Genomic DNA, 18,375 nt, shown 5'->3' on the forward strand with positions numbered 1-18,375 from the left:
AATTACGCGAGCTTTTCCAGCATCAGGCCAGCGCGTAAGCCACAGGCCACATTAGGGTTAGGAAAGAGCACATATTCAACATCATGGGTAGCGATCACCCGTTCATCGCCATCCTGCGCCAGTAGCGTTCCTTCTTTGAACGGCGTGAAATTCAGCGTCTGGTTATCCATATAGAGAACAAACGCGTCGCTGCGGCGTGTAATTTGCGCCACCACGCGATAGCGAACCGGCCTTATTCCCCCTTCCATCGGCTTTTCTCCCGCCAGCAACGTCGCCAGCGCCTGCGCGGTAGGGGTAAATTGCGTCAGATCGTTATGCCCAAACGGCAGCGCTTTGCCCAGTTCTAGCGTGCAGGACAACGCGCCAAAATGCTCACAGCTAAAATGCGTAAAGGTGCCGCCCGGCGTTTGATGAAAAACCAGCGCCTCCAGCCCTGCCGCCCCCAGCCATGACAAAAAGTGTTCATCCCAGGGGATCGACCGTTGCGGCAAAACGCCAAACCTAACGTGGCGGGAGCCGCGAATCGCAGTATGCAGATCGAGATGCCAGCGTATCCGCGTTTTGCGGCGGGAATAAAAATCCTCCAGCAGTTGTTCCAGCTCGCGGGCGCGCAGCGTTTCCCCGCTCTCCTCGAACATCTGCCAGCGCCCGCCGAACATACGGTTCATATCGCTATGGCAATAGCGTACCCCCTCGGCCAGCGCCGTAGGATTCCCCAGAATCACCAGCAATCGCCAGCGCAGGGGGATTTTCCCTTCAAACAGCGCCGAAAGGAGTGCGGCCAGCATTTCCACAGGCGCCGTTTCATTGCCGTGGATGCCCGCAGAGAGCACCAGAGCGCGGTCAACCTCAACGGCAGGCGTAAGTTCAAGCACACCAGGCATCTGCCAGCGCCAGTGAAAGCTCTCCGTTTCCCCTTGCGTAATATCGGGGGATATTCCTGCCAGCGTCTGCGCCAGAAAGTTATCCATTCCCTGCACCCTCCTGCTGGAAGGGATACACCGACCCCAGGTTAAGCAGTTGCGTCAGCGTATCAAGCGCCTCCCGCCCTTCACGCAGCAATTGCGGATCGGCCAGATCGGCGGCGGTGAGGCGGTCGCGATAATAACGATCCACCCAGTCATTGAGCGTGCTGAACAGGGTATCGTTCATCATCACCGCCGGATTCACCGCCCGCAGCTCATCCTCGGTCAATACCACGCGCAAGCGTAAACAGGCCGGGCCGCCGCCGTTCGCCATACTTTCGCGCAGGTCGAACACGCGCAGATCGCTGATGGGGTTATCAGCCGCCAGCAACGCGTTCAGATACCGCCACACACCGGCATGTTCCCGGCACTCCTGCGGCAGAACCAGCACCATCGAGCCGTCATCGCGGCTTAAAAGCTGACTATTAAACAGGTACGTGGCGACGGCATCCTGCACAGAAACCTCCCGGGCAGGCACCTCAAGCGGCATAAATCCCGCCACGCGCGACCGGAGCTGGCGCATCAGCTCGCCCTGCTTTGCGAACGCCTGTTCATGGCAGAACAGCACCTGGCGGTTCGACACCGCAATCACATCATTGTGGAACACGCCGAGATCGATAACGTCTGGATTCTGCCGGGCAAAGATAACCTGATGCGGATTCACCTGGTTAAGACGCGCCACCGCTTCACTGGCCTCGCGGGTTTGCCGCGCCGGATAGCGCACCGGACGCGTGTCGACGCCCTCTTCACGCCCATAGACAAACAGCTGAATGCCCGGCGCGCCATAATCACCGCCGAGCCGGTTATGGTTGGCAGCGCCTTCATCCCCCAGCAGCGCCACCTGCGGCAGCGCGTCGTGCACTGCGAAAAACTGCGCGTCGCAGAAGATGGCCCGCAACAAAGACGCCGTGGTCGGTGCCTCCAGCGCGCGGTGAAATTTGTTGTTCAGGTTAGCCACCGTCAGATGCACTTTGCCGTCAAGCGCGTCCGCTGAAGGACATACCGTCGCCGCATTCGCCACCCACATCGGCGAAGCGGAGCTGACGCTGGAGAGCCAGTGAGGTGCCTGGCGCGCCACTTTCTCCAGCACCTGCTCGTCCTGCCCGCTAAAACCTAGCTGACGAAGCACGGGAATAAACGGCCGCTCGTGCGGGGGGATGACCGCCTGAGGGAACCCCGCATCCGCCAGCGCTTTCATCTTGAGTAAGCCCTGCTTCGCCGCCAGGCGGGGATTCGACACCTGAAAGCGATGCTGTATCGACGCCTCGTTACCAAAGGACAGCCCGGCATAGTGGTGGGTTAACCCCACCAGGCCGTCAAAATTCACTTCATGCGCTTTCATACTGGTTCCTCGCGAGAGAAGTCCAGCCCCGGACTGAGCGAATCGGGCAGTACAAGCGTCGGCGATTCCAGGCTCGCCATCGGCCAGGCGCAATAATCTGCCGCATACCACGCGCTGGGGCGATGGTTCCCCGACGCGCCAACGCCGCCAAACGGCGCCGTGCTGGCCGCTCCGGTCAGCGGTTTGTTCCAGTTAACAATACCCGCACGCGCCTCCAGCAGTAGCTGGTCGAACTGCTTACGATCGGGAGACACCAGCCCGCACGACAAACCGAAGCGGGTGTTATTCGCCATACGAATGGCTTCATCAAAGCGCTCATAGCGCCAGACGCTCAATAACGGGCCAAACACCTCGTCATCCGGGACCTGCTTCACGCTGGTCATTTCGATAATGCCCGGCGTTAACAAGGACGTTCCCGCTTTCAGCATACGTGGGGCCAGCAGCGTTCGTCCGCCCATCGCCTCAAGACGCTGCCAGGCCTCATACACATGACGCGCAGCCGGTTCGGAAATCAGCCCGCCGATGAACGGCTGCGGTTCATCATCCCACTCACCCGGCGTTAAACGCTGACTCACCTCCAGCAGGCGCGCCAGAAACGCGTCGCCCTGTTCCCCGCGTTTCACCAGCAAACGGCGGGCGCAGGTGCAGCGCTGTCCGGCGGTGACAAACGCCGACTGAATCGTGAGGTGTACCGCCGCATCAATGTCCTCTGGATTCTCAATGATGAGCGGGTTATTCCCTCCCATTTCCAGCGCCAGGATTTTTTCCGGTTGCCCGGATAACTGACGGTGCAACTGATACCCCGTATTCGCGCTGCCGGTAAAGAGCAGACCGTCAAGCGCATCCAGCGCGCTGAGCGCCTGTCCCGTTTCGCGCCCTCCTTGCACCAGGTTGAGTACGCCTGGCGGCACCCCCGCCTGTTGCCACAGTTTCATCACCGCTTCGCCAGTCCACGGCGTTAGCTCGCTCGGTTTAAAAATCAGGGTATTTCCGGCCAGCAGCGCCGGAACGATATGGCCGTTGGGTAAATGGCCGGGAAAATTGTATGGGCCAAACACCGCCAGCACGCCATGCGGACGATGGCGCAATGTCGCCGCCCCGTCCGGCAATTCGCTTTGTTGTTCTCCCGTCCGGGCATGGTATGCCTTCACCGAGATAGCGATTTTATTGATCATCGCCGTCACTTCCGTCGCCGCTTCCCAGCGAGGCTTCCCGGTTTCTCGCGCAATAATTGCCGTCAACTCCGCTTTATGAACCTCCAGCAAGGCGGCAAATTTTTCCACGATGGCCTGTCGCGCGGCGAAAGGCAGCCTGGCCCAGGCCGGAAACGCCGCACGCGCCGCACGCCCTGCCTCAGCGACCTGTGTCGCATCCGCGTCGCTGCCCTGCCAGAGCACTTCACCATTCACCGGATTCGTTTTGACCCGGCGCTCCCCCTGACCAGTTACCCAGTCGCCATTTATCCATAAAGTCATGCGGTTTTCTCCTCAGCGCAAAGACGTACCAGACGAACGCGATCTCCCGCGTGGCATTTGAGCGCATCAAGTTGCGCCGCAGTCAGCACCAGACGTTGCGTATCCGGGTCGGTACGAATCAGCATGGCGCGAAAATGATGATAATTTTCATTGGCGACCAGACACGCCGGAAACTCGCCCGGCGCGGGCTGGCCTTCCACCACGTCCAGCAGGCGGCTTTTACGGATTGCCCGAACCCGATCAATGTCGCACTCCAGCGTCGGGCCGCCGTCGAAAATGTCGATATAGTTGCGGTAGCGGAAACCTTCTTTCTCCAGTACCGTTCTGGCTGGCGCCGTTTGCGGATGTACTTCGCCAATCACCGCCTGCGCGTCTTCCGATAAGAAATGGGTGTAAATAGGGTGCTTCGGCATCAGTTCAGCAATAAACGCCTTCTGCCCGGTGCCGCATAAATAGTCTGCCCGGCTGAATTCCATGGAAAAAAAGCGTTCTCCCAGGCTTTCCCAGAACGGCGAGTAGCCGTGTTCGTCGATCACGCCGCGCATTTCCGCCACAACCTTTTCATTAAATTTGTCGCGAAACGCCGCCATAAACATAAAGCGTGATTTAGAGAGCAAATAGCCGTTGCCCTCTTTGCGCCAGTCGGGATCGAGGAACAGCGTGCACAGTTCGCTGCTCCCGGTGTGATCGTTACTGAGGAACAGCGTCGGCAGCGCGTTATAGACATTCAGCTCTTTAGAAGCATGCACCAGCGTGCCAACGCGATAGTTGTACCAGGGATCGTTCAACCCCACGGCCACCTCAATCGCACAAATTCCCGCAACGCTTCCCGTATCGCTATCCTCCAGCACGAACACGTAACCCTGTTCGCTTTTCGGCAGTTCGCCACGCCACGTTTTTAGCGCGCGCTCAATACGCGACGTCAGCGTCGCTTCATCTGCTGGCAGAGAGGTCAGGCCGCCGCCGGTTTTACTGGCAAGCTGCATCAACGCACTGACATCACGTCGTTCGACGGGGCGGATCACCATCATGACGAACCTCCTGCTTTGATGCGTTCACAGGCCAGCGCAAAGCGATCCAGCCCGGTTGCCACTTCCTCTTTGCTGACGTTTAACGCAGGTGCGAAACGCACCACGTTAGCGCCCGCAATCAACACCATCACTCCGGCTTTTGCGGCTTCCTGTGAAATAAGTTTAGCTTTTCCGGCAAACTCAGCCTCCAGAACGCAGCCAATAAGCAGCCCCAGTCCACGAATTTCACTGAACAATCCGAAGCGTTCATTTATGGCGTTCAGGCGTTCGACAAACCCGTCATGGCGTTGCTTAACGCCGTTCAGCATTTCCGGCGTATTGACGATTTCCAGCAGCTTTCCCGCCACCGCAGAAGCCAGCGGGTTGCCGCCGTAGGTGGTTCCGTGAGTGCCTACCGTCATCACGCAGGCGCATTTTTCAGTGGCCAACAGCGCCCCGATGGGGAAACCGCCGCCCAGCGCTTTCGCAGTGGTGAGCAGATCGGGGGTGACGCCATAATGCATGTAGGCATACAGCTCGCCGGTACGCCCAACCCCCGTTTGTACTTCATCAAAAATCAGCAAGGCATTGTGTCGGTCGCACAATTCACGCAGCCCCTGTAAGAATGCTTTCGTGGCCGGAAGCACGCCCCCTTCGCCCTGCATGGGCTCCACGATCACCGCGCATGTCGTGTCATCAATCAGTTCGCTGGCCGCGTTGAGATCGTTATACACGGCATGGCGGATATCCGGCGGCAGCGGAGCGAAATCCTGTGAATACGCGGGCTGCCCGCCTGCGCTGACGGTAAACAGCGTGCGGCCATGAAAGGCATTTTTGAATGCCACAATCCCGCTTTTATGCGTGCCAAAACGATCGTGCGCATACTTACGCGCCAGTTTCAGCGCCGCTTCGTTGGCCTCCGCGCCGGAGTTACAGAAGAAGACGCGTTCAGCAAAGGTGGCGTCAATCAGCATCTTCGCCAGTCGCAGCACCGGCTCGTTGGTGTAGCCATTTCCGGTATGCCAGAATTTGCTCGCCTGCTCATTCAGCGCCTCGCGTAAAGCCGGGTGCGCATGGCCGAGCGCATTCACCGCAATTCCCCCGGCGAAGTCGATATACTCTTTCCCCTGCTGATCCCACAGGCGTGAGCCTTCTCCACGAACCGGAATAAAAGGTGCCGGGGCATAGACCGGCATCATCCATTCATCAAAATTTTCACGCGTAATTGACAGAGACATAGCGACCTCTTCCGGTAAATAAAAAGTTATTTATATGTTAATAAAATGAGTGTTTGCGCTGTAAATGTAGATTGCACTGTTCGTGCCAGCCAGAGGAAAAAATGCATAAACCGGTTTTGGAAACGAAAAATCAACGGGTTACAACCCGCCGGTATTCACTATTGCTGCATAAAAAGTGAATATATTTGCGAAGAAAAGAACAAATAAGAGGAAAAATCGAAATATTATTCAGTCGCCAAATATAATTCTGGAATTGTGATCGTAGACGAAATTTATCGGAAATTATTGCATCGTTATGACGCACTCCGCCCTGAAACAGTGCAGTTTTTGCTCCATCGTTAAGGCCATTGGCAGTTATCGTTTGATTCGCGCGACAAGTGGCAGTCAGCCCGTCTAATTTCTGCTACCATCCTTGCACTATTCACCTTGCAAAGTGGCAGCGACTATGAAATTTGTCTCTTTTAATATCAACGGCCTGCGCGCCCGTCCTCATCAACTGTCAGCCATTGTCGACAAGCACCAGCCTGACGTGATCGGCTTGCAGGAGACAAAAGTTCACGACGATATGTTCCCTCTCGAAGAGGTAGCAAAGCTCGGCTATAACGTCTTCTATCACGGACAGAAAGGCCATTACGGCGTCGCGCTACTGACCAAAGAGACGCCTGTTTCTGTGCGCCGTGGTTTTCCCGACGACGGCGAAGAGGCGCAGCGCCGTATCATCATGGCGGAAATCCCGTCGCCGCTGGGCAGTATCACCGTCATTAACGGTTATTTCCCGCAGGGCGAAAGCCGTGACCACCCGCTGAAATTTCCGGCAAAAGCGCAGTTTTATCAGAACCTGCAAAACTACCTGGACAACGAACTGAAACGCGACAATCCGGTGCTGATCATGGGGGATATGAATATCAGCCCAACCGATCTGGATATCGGCATTGGCGAAGAGAACCGCAAACGCTGGCTGCGTACCGGTAAGTGCTCCTTCCTGCCGGAAGAGCGCGAGTGGATGGATCGCCTGATTAGCTGGGGGCTGGTGGATACCTTCCGTCACGCGCACCCGGAAACGGTCGATAAATTTTCATGGTTTGATTACCGCTCAAAAGGTTTCGACGACAACCGGGGGCTTCGCATCGACCTGCTGCTGGCGAGCAATCCGCTGGCCGAACACTGCGTTGAAACCGGCATTGACTATGAAATCCGCAGCATGGAAAAACCGTCCGACCATGCGCCCGTCTGGGCAAAATTCCGGGTCTGATAAACGCAGGTGAACGCGAAAAAACGACTGCTCTCAGGTTTTTTAATCATCTGTATCGCCGGGGTGGTGTGGGCTTTGCCTCCCGGTTTTCTCTCCCTTGATACCCTGAAACGCTATCACACGATGCTGGCGGCCTGGCAGCAACAGTCGCCATTCCTGAGCGCCGGTCTCTATTTTCTGGTCTATACGCTGGTGGCGGCCTTATCGATTCCCGGCGCTGCGCTGCTGACGCTGCTCGGCGGCGCGCTATTCGGACTCTGGCAAGGAACGCTGCTGGTCTCCTTCGCGTCAACCCTCGGCGCTACGCTCGCCATGCTGGCCAGCCGCTACCTGCTGCGGGAGTGGATCTCCCGCCGGTTCGCACGCCAGATGCAAACCGTAAATCATGGTATGGCGCGCGACGGCGCCTTTTATCTGTTTGCGCTGCGCGTAATGCCGCTGTTCCCCTTTGTTCTCGTTAATTTACTCGCCGGGTTGACGTCAATCCGCGTACGTCAATACTGGTGGATCAGTCAGGCGGGCATGTTTCCGGCAACGGTGATTTATCTCAACGCCGGACGCCAGCTCAGCCAGTTGACATCAATACGCGACATCATTTCCCCCGGTATGCTGGCGGCCTTTGCCCTGCTGGGGCTGTTACCGCTGGCCTCCCGTTGGCTGGTTAAGCGTTTTTTACGATCCTAATTTCAGGAGCGATCATGCGTCGTACTCTATTACTGGCGGGTCTGCTGTTGACGGGCCATGTGCAAGCCGTCGAAAACTGGCAGGCGGTGAAAGATGAAGCCAAAGGCCAGACCGTCTGGTTTAACGCCTGGGGCGGCGACAATGCCGTTAATCAGTATCTCGACTGGGTCAGCGGCGAGATGAAAACGCATTACGCCATTAACCTCAGGATTGTCCGGCTTGCGGATGCCGCCGATGCCGTGAAACGCATTCAGACTGAGTCCGCCGCCGGGCGTAAAACCGATGGTTCCGTCGATCTGCTGTGGGTAAATGGCGAGAACTTCCGCACGCTGAAAGAAGCCGGACTGCTGCAAACCCACTGGGCGGAAACGCTGCCAAACTGGCGCTATGTCGATACGCGCAAACCGGTACGCGAGGATTTTTCCATGCCGACGCAAGGGGCGGAGTCACCCTGGGGCGGCGCGCAGTTAACCTTCATTGCTAACCGGGATATTACGCCGCAGCCGCCGCAAAGCCCGCAGGCGCTACTCGCTTTTGCGAAAGCCCATCCCGGTACTGTCACCTACCCACGGCCGCCGGATTTTACCGGGACGGCGTTTCTGGAACAGCTGTTACTGGCGTTAACCCCTCAACCGGATGCGCTCAAGGTCGCGCCGGATGACGCGACGTTCGATTCCGTCACCGCGCCGCTATGGGCATACCTCGATGCGCTGCATCCCAGCCTGTGGCGGAAGGGAAAAGACTTCCCTCCCTCTCCCGCCCGGATGGACGCGCTGCTGCAAGCCGGTTCGCTGCGCCTGTCTCTGACGTTTAATCCCGCTCATGCGCAGCAAAAGATCGCCAGCGGCGAACTGCCCAAAACCAGCTACAGTTTCGGTTTTTCACAAGGAATGATTGGCAACGTGCATTTTGTCACAATCCCGGCAAACGCCCGCGCCAGCGCAGGCGCAAAGGTGGTTGCCAATTTCCTACTCTCCCCCGACGCGCAGTTGCGCAAAGCCGATCCGGCGTTCTGGGGCGATCCTTCCGTGCTTGACCCGCATAAGCTGCCCGCCGGGCAGCGGGAAGCGTTACGGTCGCGCATTCCTGACGGGTTGCCGCCTACGCTGGCGGAACCGCATTCCGCATGGGTGAACGCGCTGGAACAGGCATGGCTACGCCGCTACGGTACGCAGTAACCCTGCTGGTCTGGGGCGTGATGGCGGTCATCTGGCTGCCGCTGGTTCCTGCCGCATTCACGCTTATCACGCCCGCGCTCTCCGCTACGCACTGGCTGGCGCTGTTTAGCGATCCGCAGCTTCCGCAGGCGCTGCGGGCAACGCTGGTCTCCGTCACCCTGGCGGCAACCGGCGCGCTGGCTATTGCGCTGACGATCGTCGTCGCGTTGTGGCCTGGCGCAAAATGGGCGCGTCTTTGCGCCCGCCTCCCCTGGCTACTGGCCATTCCCCATGTGGCCTTTGCCGCCAGCGCCCTGCTGCTTTTTGCCGAAGGCGGGATGCTTTATCGCCTTTTCCCCTCGCTCACACCGCAGATGGATCGCTATGGCATCGGGCTTGGGCTCACGCTGGCCGTCAAAGAGAGCGCCTTTCTGCTCTGGGTTCTGTCGGCATTATTAAGTGAAAAACAGCTTTCGCAGCAGGTCATCGTGCTGGATACCCTGGGCTACAGCCGTCTGCAATGCCTGAGCTGGCTGCTGTTACCCGCCGTTGCGCCAGGATTAGGCGCGGTGATGCTGGCGATTGTCGCCTGGTCATTATCGGCAGTGGATGTCGCGATGATTCTGGGGCCGGGCAATCCACCTACGCTGGCAGTGTTAAGCTGGCAATGGCTGAGCCAGGGCGACGCCGACCAACAGGCCAAAGGCGCGCTCGCCAGTTTACTGCTCGTGGCGTTGCTTATGCTGTTTGCCCTGTTCGGCTATCTCATCTGGCGGGGGTGGCAACGCACCCTTCCTGCCATCAACGGTTTTCGCCGCCAGCGCTTATCAGGCAGAAGCGGAAAAACGCTGGCGCTGACGCTGCCGTTAAGCGGCATGCTGTGCGTGGCGCTGCTGGCTTATATGGCTGAACCCGCGTCGGTGAACCACGAAGCGCTGGCGAACAGCCTGCAAATGGGGCTGGCGTCCGCCGTGCTGGGGTTGATGACGCTGTTCTTATGGCTGGAATGGGGGCCGCAAACCGGGCACCGCTGGGTCTGGCTGCCAATATTGCTGCCTGCGCTGCCGTTGGTCGCCGGGCAATACACTCTAGTGCTGCTCGCCGGGCAAGACGGCCAGTACGCTACCGTTATCTGGGGGCACCTGCTGTGGGTTATCCCGTGGATGTTATTCGTCCTCAAACCCGCCTGGCAGCGCATTGACCCACGGCTGGTGCTGATCGCGCAAACGCTGGGCTGGACGCGGGTTCGTATCTTCTGGCGCATCAAGTGCCCACTTTTACTGCGCCCCGCATTGTTTGCCTTCGCGGTCGGCTTTTCCGTCAGCATCGCCCAATATATGCCGACACTCTGGCTGGGCGCCGGACGCTATCCTACGCTCACCACAGAAGCCGTGGCGCTCAGCAGCAGCGGCAGTACCACAATTCTTGCGTCGCAGGCGCTATGGCAACTGCTGTTACCCCTGCTGGTTTTCGCGCTGACGGCGCTATGTTCACGCGTCATTGGCCACTATCGTCAAGGACTCCGCTAATGCTCATCGTTCAACATCTCACGCTGCGCCTGGGCAATCATCGCTTATTGAATCAGGTCGCCTTTCAGGTCAAAAAAGGTGACATTGTCACGTTGATGGGGCCTTCCGGTAGCGGAAAGTCTTCGCTGTTTTCGTGGATGGTCGGCGCACTGTCGCCTCAGTTTCAGGCCTCCGGCGAGCTCTGGCTCAACGAACGACGCATCGATACGCTCCCCACCGCGCAACGTCAAATCGGTATTTTGTTTCAGGATGCCCTGCTGTTTGACCATTTCAGCGTCGGGCAGAACCTACTGCTGGCGCTGCCTGCCGCGATAAAAGGGGCGGCCAGACAAACGGAAGTGCGACATGCTCTTGAGCGCGCCGGGCTGGACGGGTTCAGCCGCCGCGATCCGGCGTCATTGTCCGGCGGCCAGCGCGCCAGGGTGGCCCTGCTTCGCGCGTTACTGGCGCAACCGCAGGCATTACTGCTGGATGAGCCGTTCAGCCGACTGGACGCCGGGCGCCGCGACGCCTTCCGCCGGTGGGTCTTTGCCGAAGTACGGCAACAAAATATTCCGGTGGTACAGGTGACGCACGATATCCAGGATGTCCCTCCCGGCGGCACGGTGCTCCAGATGGAGGCGTGGGCGTGAATATGCCGACAAACTGCGTTAACGCAAAGTTTTTCCCTGCCAGCCAGCAGAGAATGGCGCCCTCTTATTTTAACGTCGGGCTATTCGATGAAACGTGTTTCTCAAATGACCGCGCTGGCACTGGCTTCAGGACTCGCCTGCGCTTCCTCCTGGGCTGCTGATATGGCGCAGTCGCTTACCTTCAGCCAGCTACAGCAAAAACAGGGCGCCGCAATTGATACGCGCCAGAGCGCTTTCTACAACGGCTGGCCGCAAACCCTTAATGGCCCTTCCGGTCACGAACCTTCCGCACTGAATCTGTCAGCCTCCTGGCTCGATAAAATGAGCGACGAGCAGCTCGCCGCCTGGCTGCAACTGCATCAGCTCAGGAAAAACGCCCCGCTGGCGCTGTATGGCAATGACAGTGGCGTACAGGCTGTGAAATCACGTTTACAGAAGGCAGGCTTCAGCCAGATTGCTACGCTGAGCGATGCGCTGACCGATCCTTCCCGACTGCAAAAGCTCCCTCACTTCGAGCAATTAGCATACCCACAGTGGTTGCATGCCCTTCAACAAAACCAGCCGGTTACGGCTAAACCGGCGGGAGCCTGGAAGGTGATTGAAGCAGGCTGGGGCGCGCCGAAATATTATCTGCTCAGCCACATTCCCGGCGCCGGATACATCGACACCAATGAGGTGGAAAGCGAACCGCTGTGGAATAAAGTCTCTGACGCGCAGTTGAAAGCGATGCTGGCGAAACACGGTATTCGCCATGACACGACGGTTATTCTGTATGGCCGCGACGTGTACGCTGCGGCGCGCGTTGCGCAGATTATGCTCTATGCGGGCGTGAAGGACGTTCGTCTGCTCGACGGCGGTTGGCAAACCTGGTCCGATGCGGGTCTGCCGGTTGAACGCGGCATGCCGGCTGACGTGAAGCCGGAACCCGACTTTGGCGTGGCGATCCCGGCGCAGCCGCAGTTAATGCTGGATATGGAACAGGCCCGCGCCCTGCTGCACCGTCAGGACGCATCGCTAGTCAGTATCCGTTCCTGGCCGGAATTTATCGGCACCACCAGCGGATACAGCTATATCAAGCCAAAAGGCGAAATTGCCGGCGCGCGCTGGGGACATGCGGGCAGCGACTCCACGCATATGGAGGATTTCCATAACCCGGACGGCACCATGCGCAGCGCAGAGGATATCGCCGCCATGTGGAAGCAGTGGGATATTCTGCCGGATCAGCACGTTGCCTTCTATTGCGGCACCGGCTGGCGCGCCTCCGAAACGTTTATGTACGCGCGGGCGATGGGCTGGAAAAACGTCGCCGTGTATGACGGCGGTTGGTACGAATGGAGCAGCGATCCGAAAAATCCGGTGTCCACCGGCGAGCGCGACCCGGACAGCAGTAAGTAGACATAATGCGCCTGATGGCGCTGCGCTTATCAGGCCTACGGGAAAGCGTCGTGCCATACTGATGCCTGATGGCGCTGCGCTTATCAGGCCTACGGGAAAGCGCCGTGCCATACTGATGCCTGATGGCGCTACGCTTATCAGGCCTACAGAGAGGCTCTTTTTCCAGGCCGGATAACCTTCAGCGTCAGGTATCCACTCCAGACCCTTGTCAGGGTGGTCATCCAGCACAACGCGCCAAATACCCACGCCAGAACGGGGAAATAACGCGGAAACAGGCAGCTCAGGACAAAAAGCAATATTGTCTCGGTGCCTTCGGTCAACCCGCCCAGATAGTAAAACGATTTGTGCGCATAGCCCGAATTATCAATCTGATACTTCGCCGCCAGCGCCGCAAACGCCAGAAAACTGCTGCCCGTACCGATAAACGCAAACAGCAGCCAGCCCCCTGCCAGCGCGTTTTGTTCCGGTGCGGCCAGAATAAAGCCAAACGGAACCAGCGCGTAAAACAGAAAATCGAGGGTGATATCAAGAAATCCCCCCGCATCGGTTAACCCTCTGCGCCGCGCCAGCGCGCCATCCAGCCCGTCAAACAGGCGATTCAGCACAATGGCCGCCAGCGCGGCCAGATACCAACCCAGCGCCAGAAACGGCAGCGCCAGCACGCCAATGGCAAATCCGAACAGCGTCAGGCCGTCCGGGGTGATCGCCGGTTTATCGAGATACGCGGCACAGCGGTGCAGGAGCGGTTTAACCCGTGGGTGCAGATGCCGGTCAAACATGTGGCGCCCCCTTCAATGCGTCACACAGCCCTTGCGAAGGAATATCCAGCGCGGCATTAAAACGCGCCGACAGGTTCTGAAAGGCGATCAGCGCCGTCATTTCGGTAATCGCGTCGTCAGTAAAATAGCGTTTCATCATCGCCTTGAGCGCCTCATCAACCTGCGGCGGCGTGGCGGTCACGGCCTCGGCATAAGCCAGTGCGACACGATCCTCCTCGCTGAACAGCGTGGACGATTGCCACCCGGCAACGGCCTGTACTTTATCCAGCGCTCCACACCGTTCGGCCAGACGTAAACTGTTGGCATCCACACAGAAGGCGCAATAGCACACCTGCGAAACGCGCGTCATCAACAACGCGCGCATCACCGGCGTTAACCGCGCGCGCTTACGCTCCAGAAACCCAACAAACAGCGCCACCAGCCAGAACAGAAACGGCATTCGCCCCCACCAGCGCGTGGGGTGCAGAACGTCGCCGTAATGTTTTTTCTGCGTAGCGACGAGAGGTTTCAGACTGGAAGGGATATGGGTCAATGGGCTAACCCAGGGTTGTGGATCGTTCAACGCTTGCTCCTGAAGACTTTAGGTCACGCAAAGATAAGGATAGTATGTCACTTTCCGTTGTTGAACCTTGATGAATATGATGAAAACCATTGATGTCGTCGCCGCAATCATTGAGCGTGACGACAAAATATTGCTGGCTCAACGCCCGGAACACGCCGATCAGCCGGGTATGTGGGAGTTTGCCGGAGGCAAAGTGGAGTCCAGTGAGACGCAGCCTCAGGCGTTGATTCGCGAACTGCGTGAAGAGTTGGGTATTGAGGCGGTTGTCGGGCGCTATATCGCCAGCCATCAGCGCGAAGTCTCTGGCCGGCTGATCCATCTGCACGCCTGGCACGTCCCGGCGTTTACCGGCGCCGTCACCGCGCATTATCACCAGAACATGATCTGGTGTTCGCCAAAAGAGGCGCTGCGTTACCCGCTTGCGCCTGCGGACATTCCGCTGTTAGAGGCGTTTATGGCTTTACGCGACGCCAGACCAACGGATTCGTACTGAGCGTTTTTTCGTCGCGCTGGCATTGCAGCAGCACGCCTTCGGCTTTAATCACCGCCCCTTCCGAATAGTTTTGATCCTGGTAGACGCAGCACTGATTGCAGGGCTGCGCACGCTGCCCGCTGGAGCTGAACACTTCGGGCGGGACGTTAACCTCCACATCCGGGCGATAATGCTGATTCGCCAGCGCGGCAAAAGAGACCATCGCCGCTGCTGCCGCGATAAATAAACGATGCATAGCGTTTCCTTGTTATGAAGCCTACCTTCAGTATAACGGTCGTAAGCGACTGAAACTTTAGCCACTCCATCCATCGCTTTTTATTATGACGCGCGCGCCGTTATTAATTTCCCTGGCACGCCATTTTTTTTTCTTGCTTACCGTCACACAGCTGGTGGTATAGTCAAAAACTGCATAAACACGAAACACAACATTATAAATATAACCATATCAATACATAAGAGGTTCTTATATCTATGGATCAGACATGTTCTCTGGAGTCGTTTCTAAACCATGTTCAACAGCGTGACCCCAATCAGACCGAGTTCGCGCAGGCCGTTCGTGAAGTAATGACCACGTTGTGGCCTTTCCTTGAGCAAAATCCTCGTTATCGTCAGATGTCATTGCTGGAACGTTTGGTTGAGCCAGAACGCGTGATCCAGTTCCGCGTGGTGTGGGTGGACGATCGTAACCAGGTGCAGGTTAACCGTGCCTGGCGCGTACAGTTTAATTCCGCCATCGGCCCGTATAAGGGCGGGATGCGTTTTCATCCTTCCGTTAACCTCTCAATACTGAAATTCCTCGGCTTCGAGCAGACGTTTAAAAATGCGCTGACCACGCTGCCGATGGGCGGCGGTAAAGGCGGCAGCGATTTCGATCCTAAAGGCAAGAGCGAAGGCGAAGTGATGCGTTTCTGTCAGGCGCTGATGACAGAGCTCTATCGCCATTTAGGGCCAGACACTGACGTACCTGCTGGCGATATCGGCGTGGGCGGACGTGAAGTGGGCTTTATGGCCGGTATGATGCGTAAGCTCTCCAACAACAGCGCCTGCGTGTTCACCGGGAAAGGCCTCTCGTTTGGCGGTAGCCTGATTCGCCCGGAAGCCACCGGTTATGGCCTGGTGTACTTTACCGAAGCGATGCTCAAACGCCACGGTCTGGGTTTTGAGGGTATGCGTGTGGCGGTGTCCGGTTCCGGCAACGTGGCGCAGTACGCTATCGAGAAAGCAATGGCGTTCGGCGCTCGTGTGGTGACGGCTTCGGACTCCAGCGGCACCGTCGTGGATGAGAGCGGCTTCACCGAAGAAAAACTGGCGCGCCTGTGCGAAATCAAAGCCAGCCGTGACGGGCGCGTGGCGGATTACGCCCGCGAGTTCGGCCTGCCCTATATGGAAGGCAAACAGCCGTGGTCAGTGCCAGTTGATATCGCCCTGCCGTGCGCAACGCAGAACGAACTCGACGTGGACGCCGCGCGCGTGCTGATCGCCAACGGCGTGAAAGCAGTGGCGGAAGGCGCCAATATGCCAACCACCATTGAAGCCACCGATCTGTTCCTTGAAGCCGGCGTGCTGTTCGCGCCAGGTAAAGCGGCCAACGCAGGCGGTGTGGCGACTTCCGGTCTGGAGATGGCGCAGAACGCCGCGCGAATGAGCTGGAAAGCCGAGAAAGTGGATGCGCGTCTGCACCACATCATGCTGGATATTCATCATGCCTGCGTGGAATACGGCGGCGAAAACAAACATACCAACTATGTTCGCGGGGCGAACATCGCAGGCTTCGTCAAAGTGGCCGACGCGATGCTGGCGCAGGGTGTGATTTAATTTTCCGTGGCATGCAGGCCTGATAAGCGTTGTAGGCCTGATAAGCGCAGCGCCATCAGGCATTGCCGGATGGCGGCGTAAGTGCCTTATCCGGCCTGTGCGTTATACGCTCGCCTCTTCTGACGGCGGGCTTTTTTTCGCCGCTCGCTTACGGGGCGCGCTCTTTTTCTTCTCGCCGCCACCGCCTGGCGCGACAATGCCCCGGAACTGACGTACCGGCGTGCGTTTAGCCTGATCGATCAACTGAAACAGCGTGCCGACCAGCGGCTGCATAAAATCCTGATAGCGGCACTGCTTTTCACTGATTTGCGTCAGGACAGACTCCCAGTGCGCCGTCATATCCGGTCGGGCAGCCATCTCCGGTAACGAGTGAATCAGGGCTTTCCCGGCATCCGTTGAATGAATGTAACGCCCTTTCTTGGTCAGGAATCCGCGCCTGAACAGCAGTTCGATAATGCCCGCGCGCGTCGCTTCGGTTCCCAGTCCGTCGGTCGCTCGCAGGATCTTTTTCAGATCTTTATCCTGCACGAAACGGGCAATCCCGGTCATGGCGGACAGCAGCGTAGCATCGGTAAAATGGCGTGGCGGCTGGGTCTGACGCTCAACGACCTCGCCCTTTTCGCACAGCAGTTCGTCGTCTTTCGCCACCACCGGTAACGGCGTACCGTCGTTCTCTTCGTCACGCTCTTTATTGCCCAACAGCGTTCGCCATCCGGCCTCCGCCAGAAAACGCGCTTTGGCGACGAATTTCCCCTTCGCAATCTCCAGTTCAATGACGCATTTGCGAAATACCGCGTCCGGGCAGAATTGCATCAGGTACTGGCGAGCGATCAGGTTGTACACCTTCGCTTCATTGTCGCTGAGGGAAATTGATGAACTGCGCGCAGTCGGGATGATCGCGTGGTGAGCGTCAACTTTTTTATCATCCCAGCAGCGGTTTCGCGTGTCCGGGTCAACCACCGGCTGCGGCAACAAATCCGCGGCATGTACGCCAATGGCATTCATCACCGCATGGCGTCCGGCAAAATGTTCTTCCGGCAGATAGCGGCAGTCGGAACGCGGATAGGTAATTAATTTGTGGGTTTCGTACAACTTCTGGCAGATATCAAGCACGTTCTGCGCGCTCAGGCCAAAGCGTTTCGCCGCTTCAATCTGCAACGCCGACAGCGAAAACGGCAACGGGGCAGATTCTGATTCCCGTTTATCGTTATAGCTGGTGACGATCGCGGGCTGACCGTTAATACGATTTACCACATGCTCCGCCAGCGGACGATGCAGCAAACGCCCCTCTTCATCCTGATACGGTTCGCACGCTTCACTGGGTTGCCAGATGGCGGTAAACCGCTCCTCAGCTGGCGTGACGATATGCGCTTTCACTTCAAAGAAATCTTTGGCGACGAAGTTCTCGATCTCTTCATCGCGGCGAACCACCAGCCCGAGAACCGGTGTCTGAACACGCCCTACCGAGAGCACGCCCTGGTAGCCCGCGTTGCGCCCGAGAAGGGTATACGCGCGGGTCATGTTAATGCCATACAGCCAGTCGGCGCGCGCACGCGCCAGCGCGGAGACGCACAGCGGCACAAATTCACTGTTGGCGCGCAGCCGGGAAATCGCACGCTCCACCGCCTGCGGGTTAAGATCGTTGATCAGGCAACGCTGCACCTGCTGGCGTTTTTCCGGGGACAGTTGCAGATAATCCAGCACCTCGTCCACCAGCAGTTGCCCTTCGCGATCCGGGTCTCCCGCGTGAATCACTTCGCTTGCGTCATGTAAAAAGCGCTTAATGACATTGAGCTGCTTCATCACGGAAGGACGCGGCTGGAGCTGCCACTTTTCCGGCACAATCGGCAGATCGGCCAGATTCCAGCGCGCATAACGACCGTCATACGCGTCCGGCTGCGCCTGTTCAAGCAGATGGCCGATGCACCAGGTCACCACCTGTCCATTCCCGCATTCGATAAAGCCGTCGCCTTTGCGGTGCGGCTTTGGCAGCACATCCGCAATGGCGCGGCCCAGACTCGGCTTTTCGGCAATAAACAACCGCATC

17 protein-coding genes are annotated in these 18,375 nt (G+C 58.0%); 8 read left to right on the forward strand and 9 right to left on the reverse strand.

Annotated features, from left to right (window positions below):
• Window positions 1-2: 2 nt before the first annotated feature.
• Genes astE through astC form a run of 5 tightly spaced genes read right to left on the reverse strand, consistent with a single transcriptional unit; the run spans window position 3 to window position 6,030 of the window.
• Complete coding sequence (astE, locus tag OGV79_RS13180) at window positions 3-971, reverse strand: succinylglutamate desuccinylase (RefSeq protein WP_286468565.1); 969 nt, start codon at window positions 969-971, stop codon at window positions 3-5.
• A complete protein-coding gene (astB, locus tag OGV79_RS13185) occupies window positions 964-2,307 on the reverse strand; it encodes an N-succinylarginine dihydrolase (protein WP_286468567.1) in 1,344 nt (447 codons plus the stop codon). Before astB ends, astE begins: the two co-directional genes overlap by 8 nt.
• Window positions 2,304-3,782, reverse strand: coding sequence for a succinylglutamate-semialdehyde dehydrogenase (gene astD / locus OGV79_RS13190; RefSeq protein WP_286468569.1), 1,479 nt, complete (start codon window positions 3,780-3,782; stop codon window positions 2,304-2,306). The genes astB and astD overlap by 4 nt, the downstream gene beginning before the upstream one ends.
• A complete protein-coding gene (gene astA / locus OGV79_RS13195; protein ID WP_104868736.1) occupies window positions 3,779-4,813 on the reverse strand; it encodes an arginine N-succinyltransferase in 1,035 nt (344 codons plus the stop codon). The genes astD and astA overlap by 4 nt, the downstream gene beginning before the upstream one ends.
• Window positions 4,810-6,030, reverse strand: coding sequence for a succinylornithine/acetylornithine transaminase (gene astC, locus OGV79_RS13200; protein ID WP_286468570.1), 1,221 nt, complete (start codon window positions 6,028-6,030; stop codon window positions 4,810-4,812). Before astC ends, astA begins: the two co-directional genes overlap by 4 nt.
• Window positions 6,031-6,475: 445 nt before the next feature.
• Between astC and xthA the strand changes: the two genes are divergently transcribed.
• From xthA to OGV79_RS13230, 6 genes are all read left to right on the forward strand, one after another.
• Window positions 6,476-7,282, forward strand: a complete 807-nt coding sequence (gene xthA / locus OGV79_RS13205) for an exodeoxyribonuclease III (protein WP_060816196.1) — start codon at window positions 6,476-6,478, stop codon at window positions 7,280-7,282.
• Between the two features lie 9 nt (window positions 7,283-7,291).
• Window positions 7,292-7,966, forward strand: a complete 675-nt coding sequence (locus OGV79_RS13210) for a TVP38/TMEM64 family protein (protein WP_012132644.1) — start codon at window positions 7,292-7,294, stop codon at window positions 7,964-7,966.
• A gap of 14 nt (window positions 7,967-7,980) precedes the next feature.
• Window positions 7,981-9,144: an ABC transporter substrate-binding protein gene (locus OGV79_RS13215; protein ID WP_047457401.1), complete on the forward strand. Its 1,164-nt coding sequence runs from the start codon at window positions 7,981-7,983 to the stop codon at window positions 9,142-9,144.
• The gene (locus tag OGV79_RS13220) at window positions 9,117-10,652 is read left to right on the forward strand and encodes an ABC transporter permease family protein (RefSeq protein WP_286468644.1); all 1,536 of its coding nucleotides are present in this window, start codon (window positions 9,117-9,119) and stop codon (window positions 10,650-10,652) included. The genes OGV79_RS13215 and OGV79_RS13220 overlap by 28 nt, the downstream gene beginning before the upstream one ends.
• The gene (locus OGV79_RS13225; RefSeq protein WP_200073759.1) at window positions 10,652-11,284 is read left to right on the forward strand and encodes an ATP-binding cassette domain-containing protein; all 633 of its coding nucleotides are present in this window, start codon (window positions 10,652-10,654) and stop codon (window positions 11,282-11,284) included. The genes OGV79_RS13220 and OGV79_RS13225 overlap by 1 nt, the downstream gene beginning before the upstream one ends.
• Before the next feature lie 87 nt (window positions 11,285-11,371).
• Window positions 11,372-12,679: a rhodanese-like domain-containing protein gene (locus OGV79_RS13230; protein WP_286468573.1), complete on the forward strand. Its 1,308-nt coding sequence runs from the start codon at window positions 11,372-11,374 to the stop codon at window positions 12,677-12,679.
• Window positions 12,680-12,822: 143 nt separating this feature from the next.
• Here OGV79_RS13230 and OGV79_RS13235 read toward each other — a convergent pair whose 3' ends face one another.
• Both OGV79_RS13235 and OGV79_RS13240 read right to left on the reverse strand, forming a co-directional pair.
• Window positions 12,823-13,458 carry a CDP-alcohol phosphatidyltransferase family protein gene (locus OGV79_RS13235; protein ID WP_286468575.1) on the reverse strand — a complete coding sequence of 212 codons (636 nt, stop codon included), beginning with the start codon at window positions 13,456-13,458 and terminating at the stop codon, window positions 12,823-12,825.
• Complete coding sequence (locus tag OGV79_RS13240; protein ID WP_286468577.1) at window positions 13,451-14,020, reverse strand: carboxymuconolactone decarboxylase family protein; 570 nt, start codon at window positions 14,018-14,020, stop codon at window positions 13,451-13,453. Before OGV79_RS13240 ends, OGV79_RS13235 begins: the two co-directional genes overlap by 8 nt.
• A 79-nt stretch (window positions 14,021-14,099) precedes the next feature.
• On the opposite strand from OGV79_RS13240, the gene OGV79_RS13245 reads away from it, so the two are divergent.
• Window positions 14,100-14,513 carry a pyrimidine (deoxy)nucleoside triphosphate diphosphatase gene (locus OGV79_RS13245; protein ID WP_111925695.1) on the forward strand — a complete coding sequence of 138 codons (414 nt, stop codon included), beginning with the start codon at window positions 14,100-14,102 and terminating at the stop codon, window positions 14,511-14,513.
• On the opposite strand, the gene OGV79_RS13250 is transcribed toward OGV79_RS13245, so the two are convergent.
• Complete coding sequence (locus OGV79_RS13250; protein WP_172773950.1) at window positions 14,473-14,715, reverse strand: YnjH family protein; 243 nt, start codon at window positions 14,713-14,715, stop codon at window positions 14,473-14,475. The two genes, OGV79_RS13245 and OGV79_RS13250, sit on opposite strands and share 41 nt — an antisense overlap.
• Before the next feature lie 269 nt (window positions 14,716-14,984).
• On the opposite strand from OGV79_RS13250, the gene gdhA reads away from it, so the two are divergent.
• The gene (gene gdhA, locus OGV79_RS13255) at window positions 14,985-16,328 is read left to right on the forward strand and encodes an NADP-specific glutamate dehydrogenase (protein ID WP_012132655.1); all 1,344 of its coding nucleotides are present in this window, start codon (window positions 14,985-14,987) and stop codon (window positions 16,326-16,328) included.
• A 102-nt stretch (window positions 16,329-16,430) separates the two neighbouring features.
• Here the strand turns inward: gdhA and topB are convergent, their stop codons facing one another.
• Window positions 16,431-18,374 carry a DNA topoisomerase III gene (gene topB, locus OGV79_RS13260; protein ID WP_071258202.1) on the reverse strand — a complete coding sequence of 648 codons (1,944 nt, stop codon included), beginning with the start codon at window positions 18,372-18,374 and terminating at the stop codon, window positions 16,431-16,433.
• Window position 18,375 lies beyond the last annotated feature (1 nt).

Origin of the sequence: Citrobacter sp. CK185 (assembly GCF_030333565.1) — a bacterium.
In the GTDB taxonomy this organism is placed as follows: Bacteria; Pseudomonadota; Gammaproteobacteria; order Enterobacterales; family Enterobacteriaceae; genus Citrobacter_B; species Citrobacter_B koseri.

What these genes read in the sequence shown, in the direction of transcription:
- astE (WP_286468565.1), bottom strand. Translation starts at nt 971, where the DNA reads ATGGATAACTTTCTGGCGCAGACGCTGGCAGGAATATCCCCCGATATT.
- astB (WP_286468567.1), bottom strand. Translation starts at nt 2,307, where the DNA reads ATGAAAGCGCATGAAGTGAATTTTGACGGCCTGGTGGGGTTAACCCAC.
- astD (WP_286468569.1), bottom strand. Translation starts at nt 3,782, where the DNA reads ATGACTTTATGGATAAATGGCGACTGGGTAACTGGTCAGGGGGAGCGC.
- astA (WP_104868736.1), bottom strand. Translation starts at nt 4,813, where the DNA reads ATGATGGTGATCCGCCCCGTCGAACGACGTGATGTCAGTGCGTTGATG.
- astC (WP_286468570.1), bottom strand. Translation starts at nt 6,030, where the DNA reads ATGTCTCTGTCAATTACGCGTGAAAATTTTGATGAATGGATGATGCCG.
- xthA (WP_060816196.1), top strand. Translation starts at nt 6,476, where the DNA reads ATGAAATTTGTCTCTTTTAATATCAACGGCCTGCGCGCCCGTCCTCAT.
- OGV79_RS13215 (WP_047457401.1), top strand. Translation starts at nt 7,981, where the DNA reads ATGCGTCGTACTCTATTACTGGCGGGTCTGCTGTTGACGGGCCATGTG.
- OGV79_RS13220 (WP_286468644.1), top strand. Translation starts at nt 9,117, where the DNA reads ATGGCTACGCCGCTACGGTACGCAGTAACCCTGCTGGTCTGGGGCGTG.
- OGV79_RS13225 (WP_200073759.1), top strand. Translation starts at nt 10,652, where the DNA reads ATGCTCATCGTTCAACATCTCACGCTGCGCCTGGGCAATCATCGCTTA.
- OGV79_RS13230 (WP_286468573.1), top strand. Translation starts at nt 11,372, where the DNA reads ATGAAACGTGTTTCTCAAATGACCGCGCTGGCACTGGCTTCAGGACTC.
- OGV79_RS13235 (WP_286468575.1), bottom strand. Translation starts at nt 13,458, where the DNA reads ATGTTTGACCGGCATCTGCACCCACGGGTTAAACCGCTCCTGCACCGC.
- OGV79_RS13245 (WP_111925695.1), top strand. Translation starts at nt 14,100, where the DNA reads ATGAAAACCATTGATGTCGTCGCCGCAATCATTGAGCGTGACGACAAA.
- OGV79_RS13250 (WP_172773950.1), bottom strand. Translation starts at nt 14,715, where the DNA reads ATGGTCTCTTTTGCCGCGCTGGCGAATCAGCATTATCGCCCGGATGTG.
- gdhA (WP_012132655.1), top strand. Translation starts at nt 14,985, where the DNA reads ATGGATCAGACATGTTCTCTGGAGTCGTTTCTAAACCATGTTCAACAG.
- topB (WP_071258202.1), bottom strand. Translation starts at nt 18,374, where the DNA reads ATGCGGTTGTTTATTGCCGAAAAGCCGAGTCTGGGCCGCGCCATTGCG.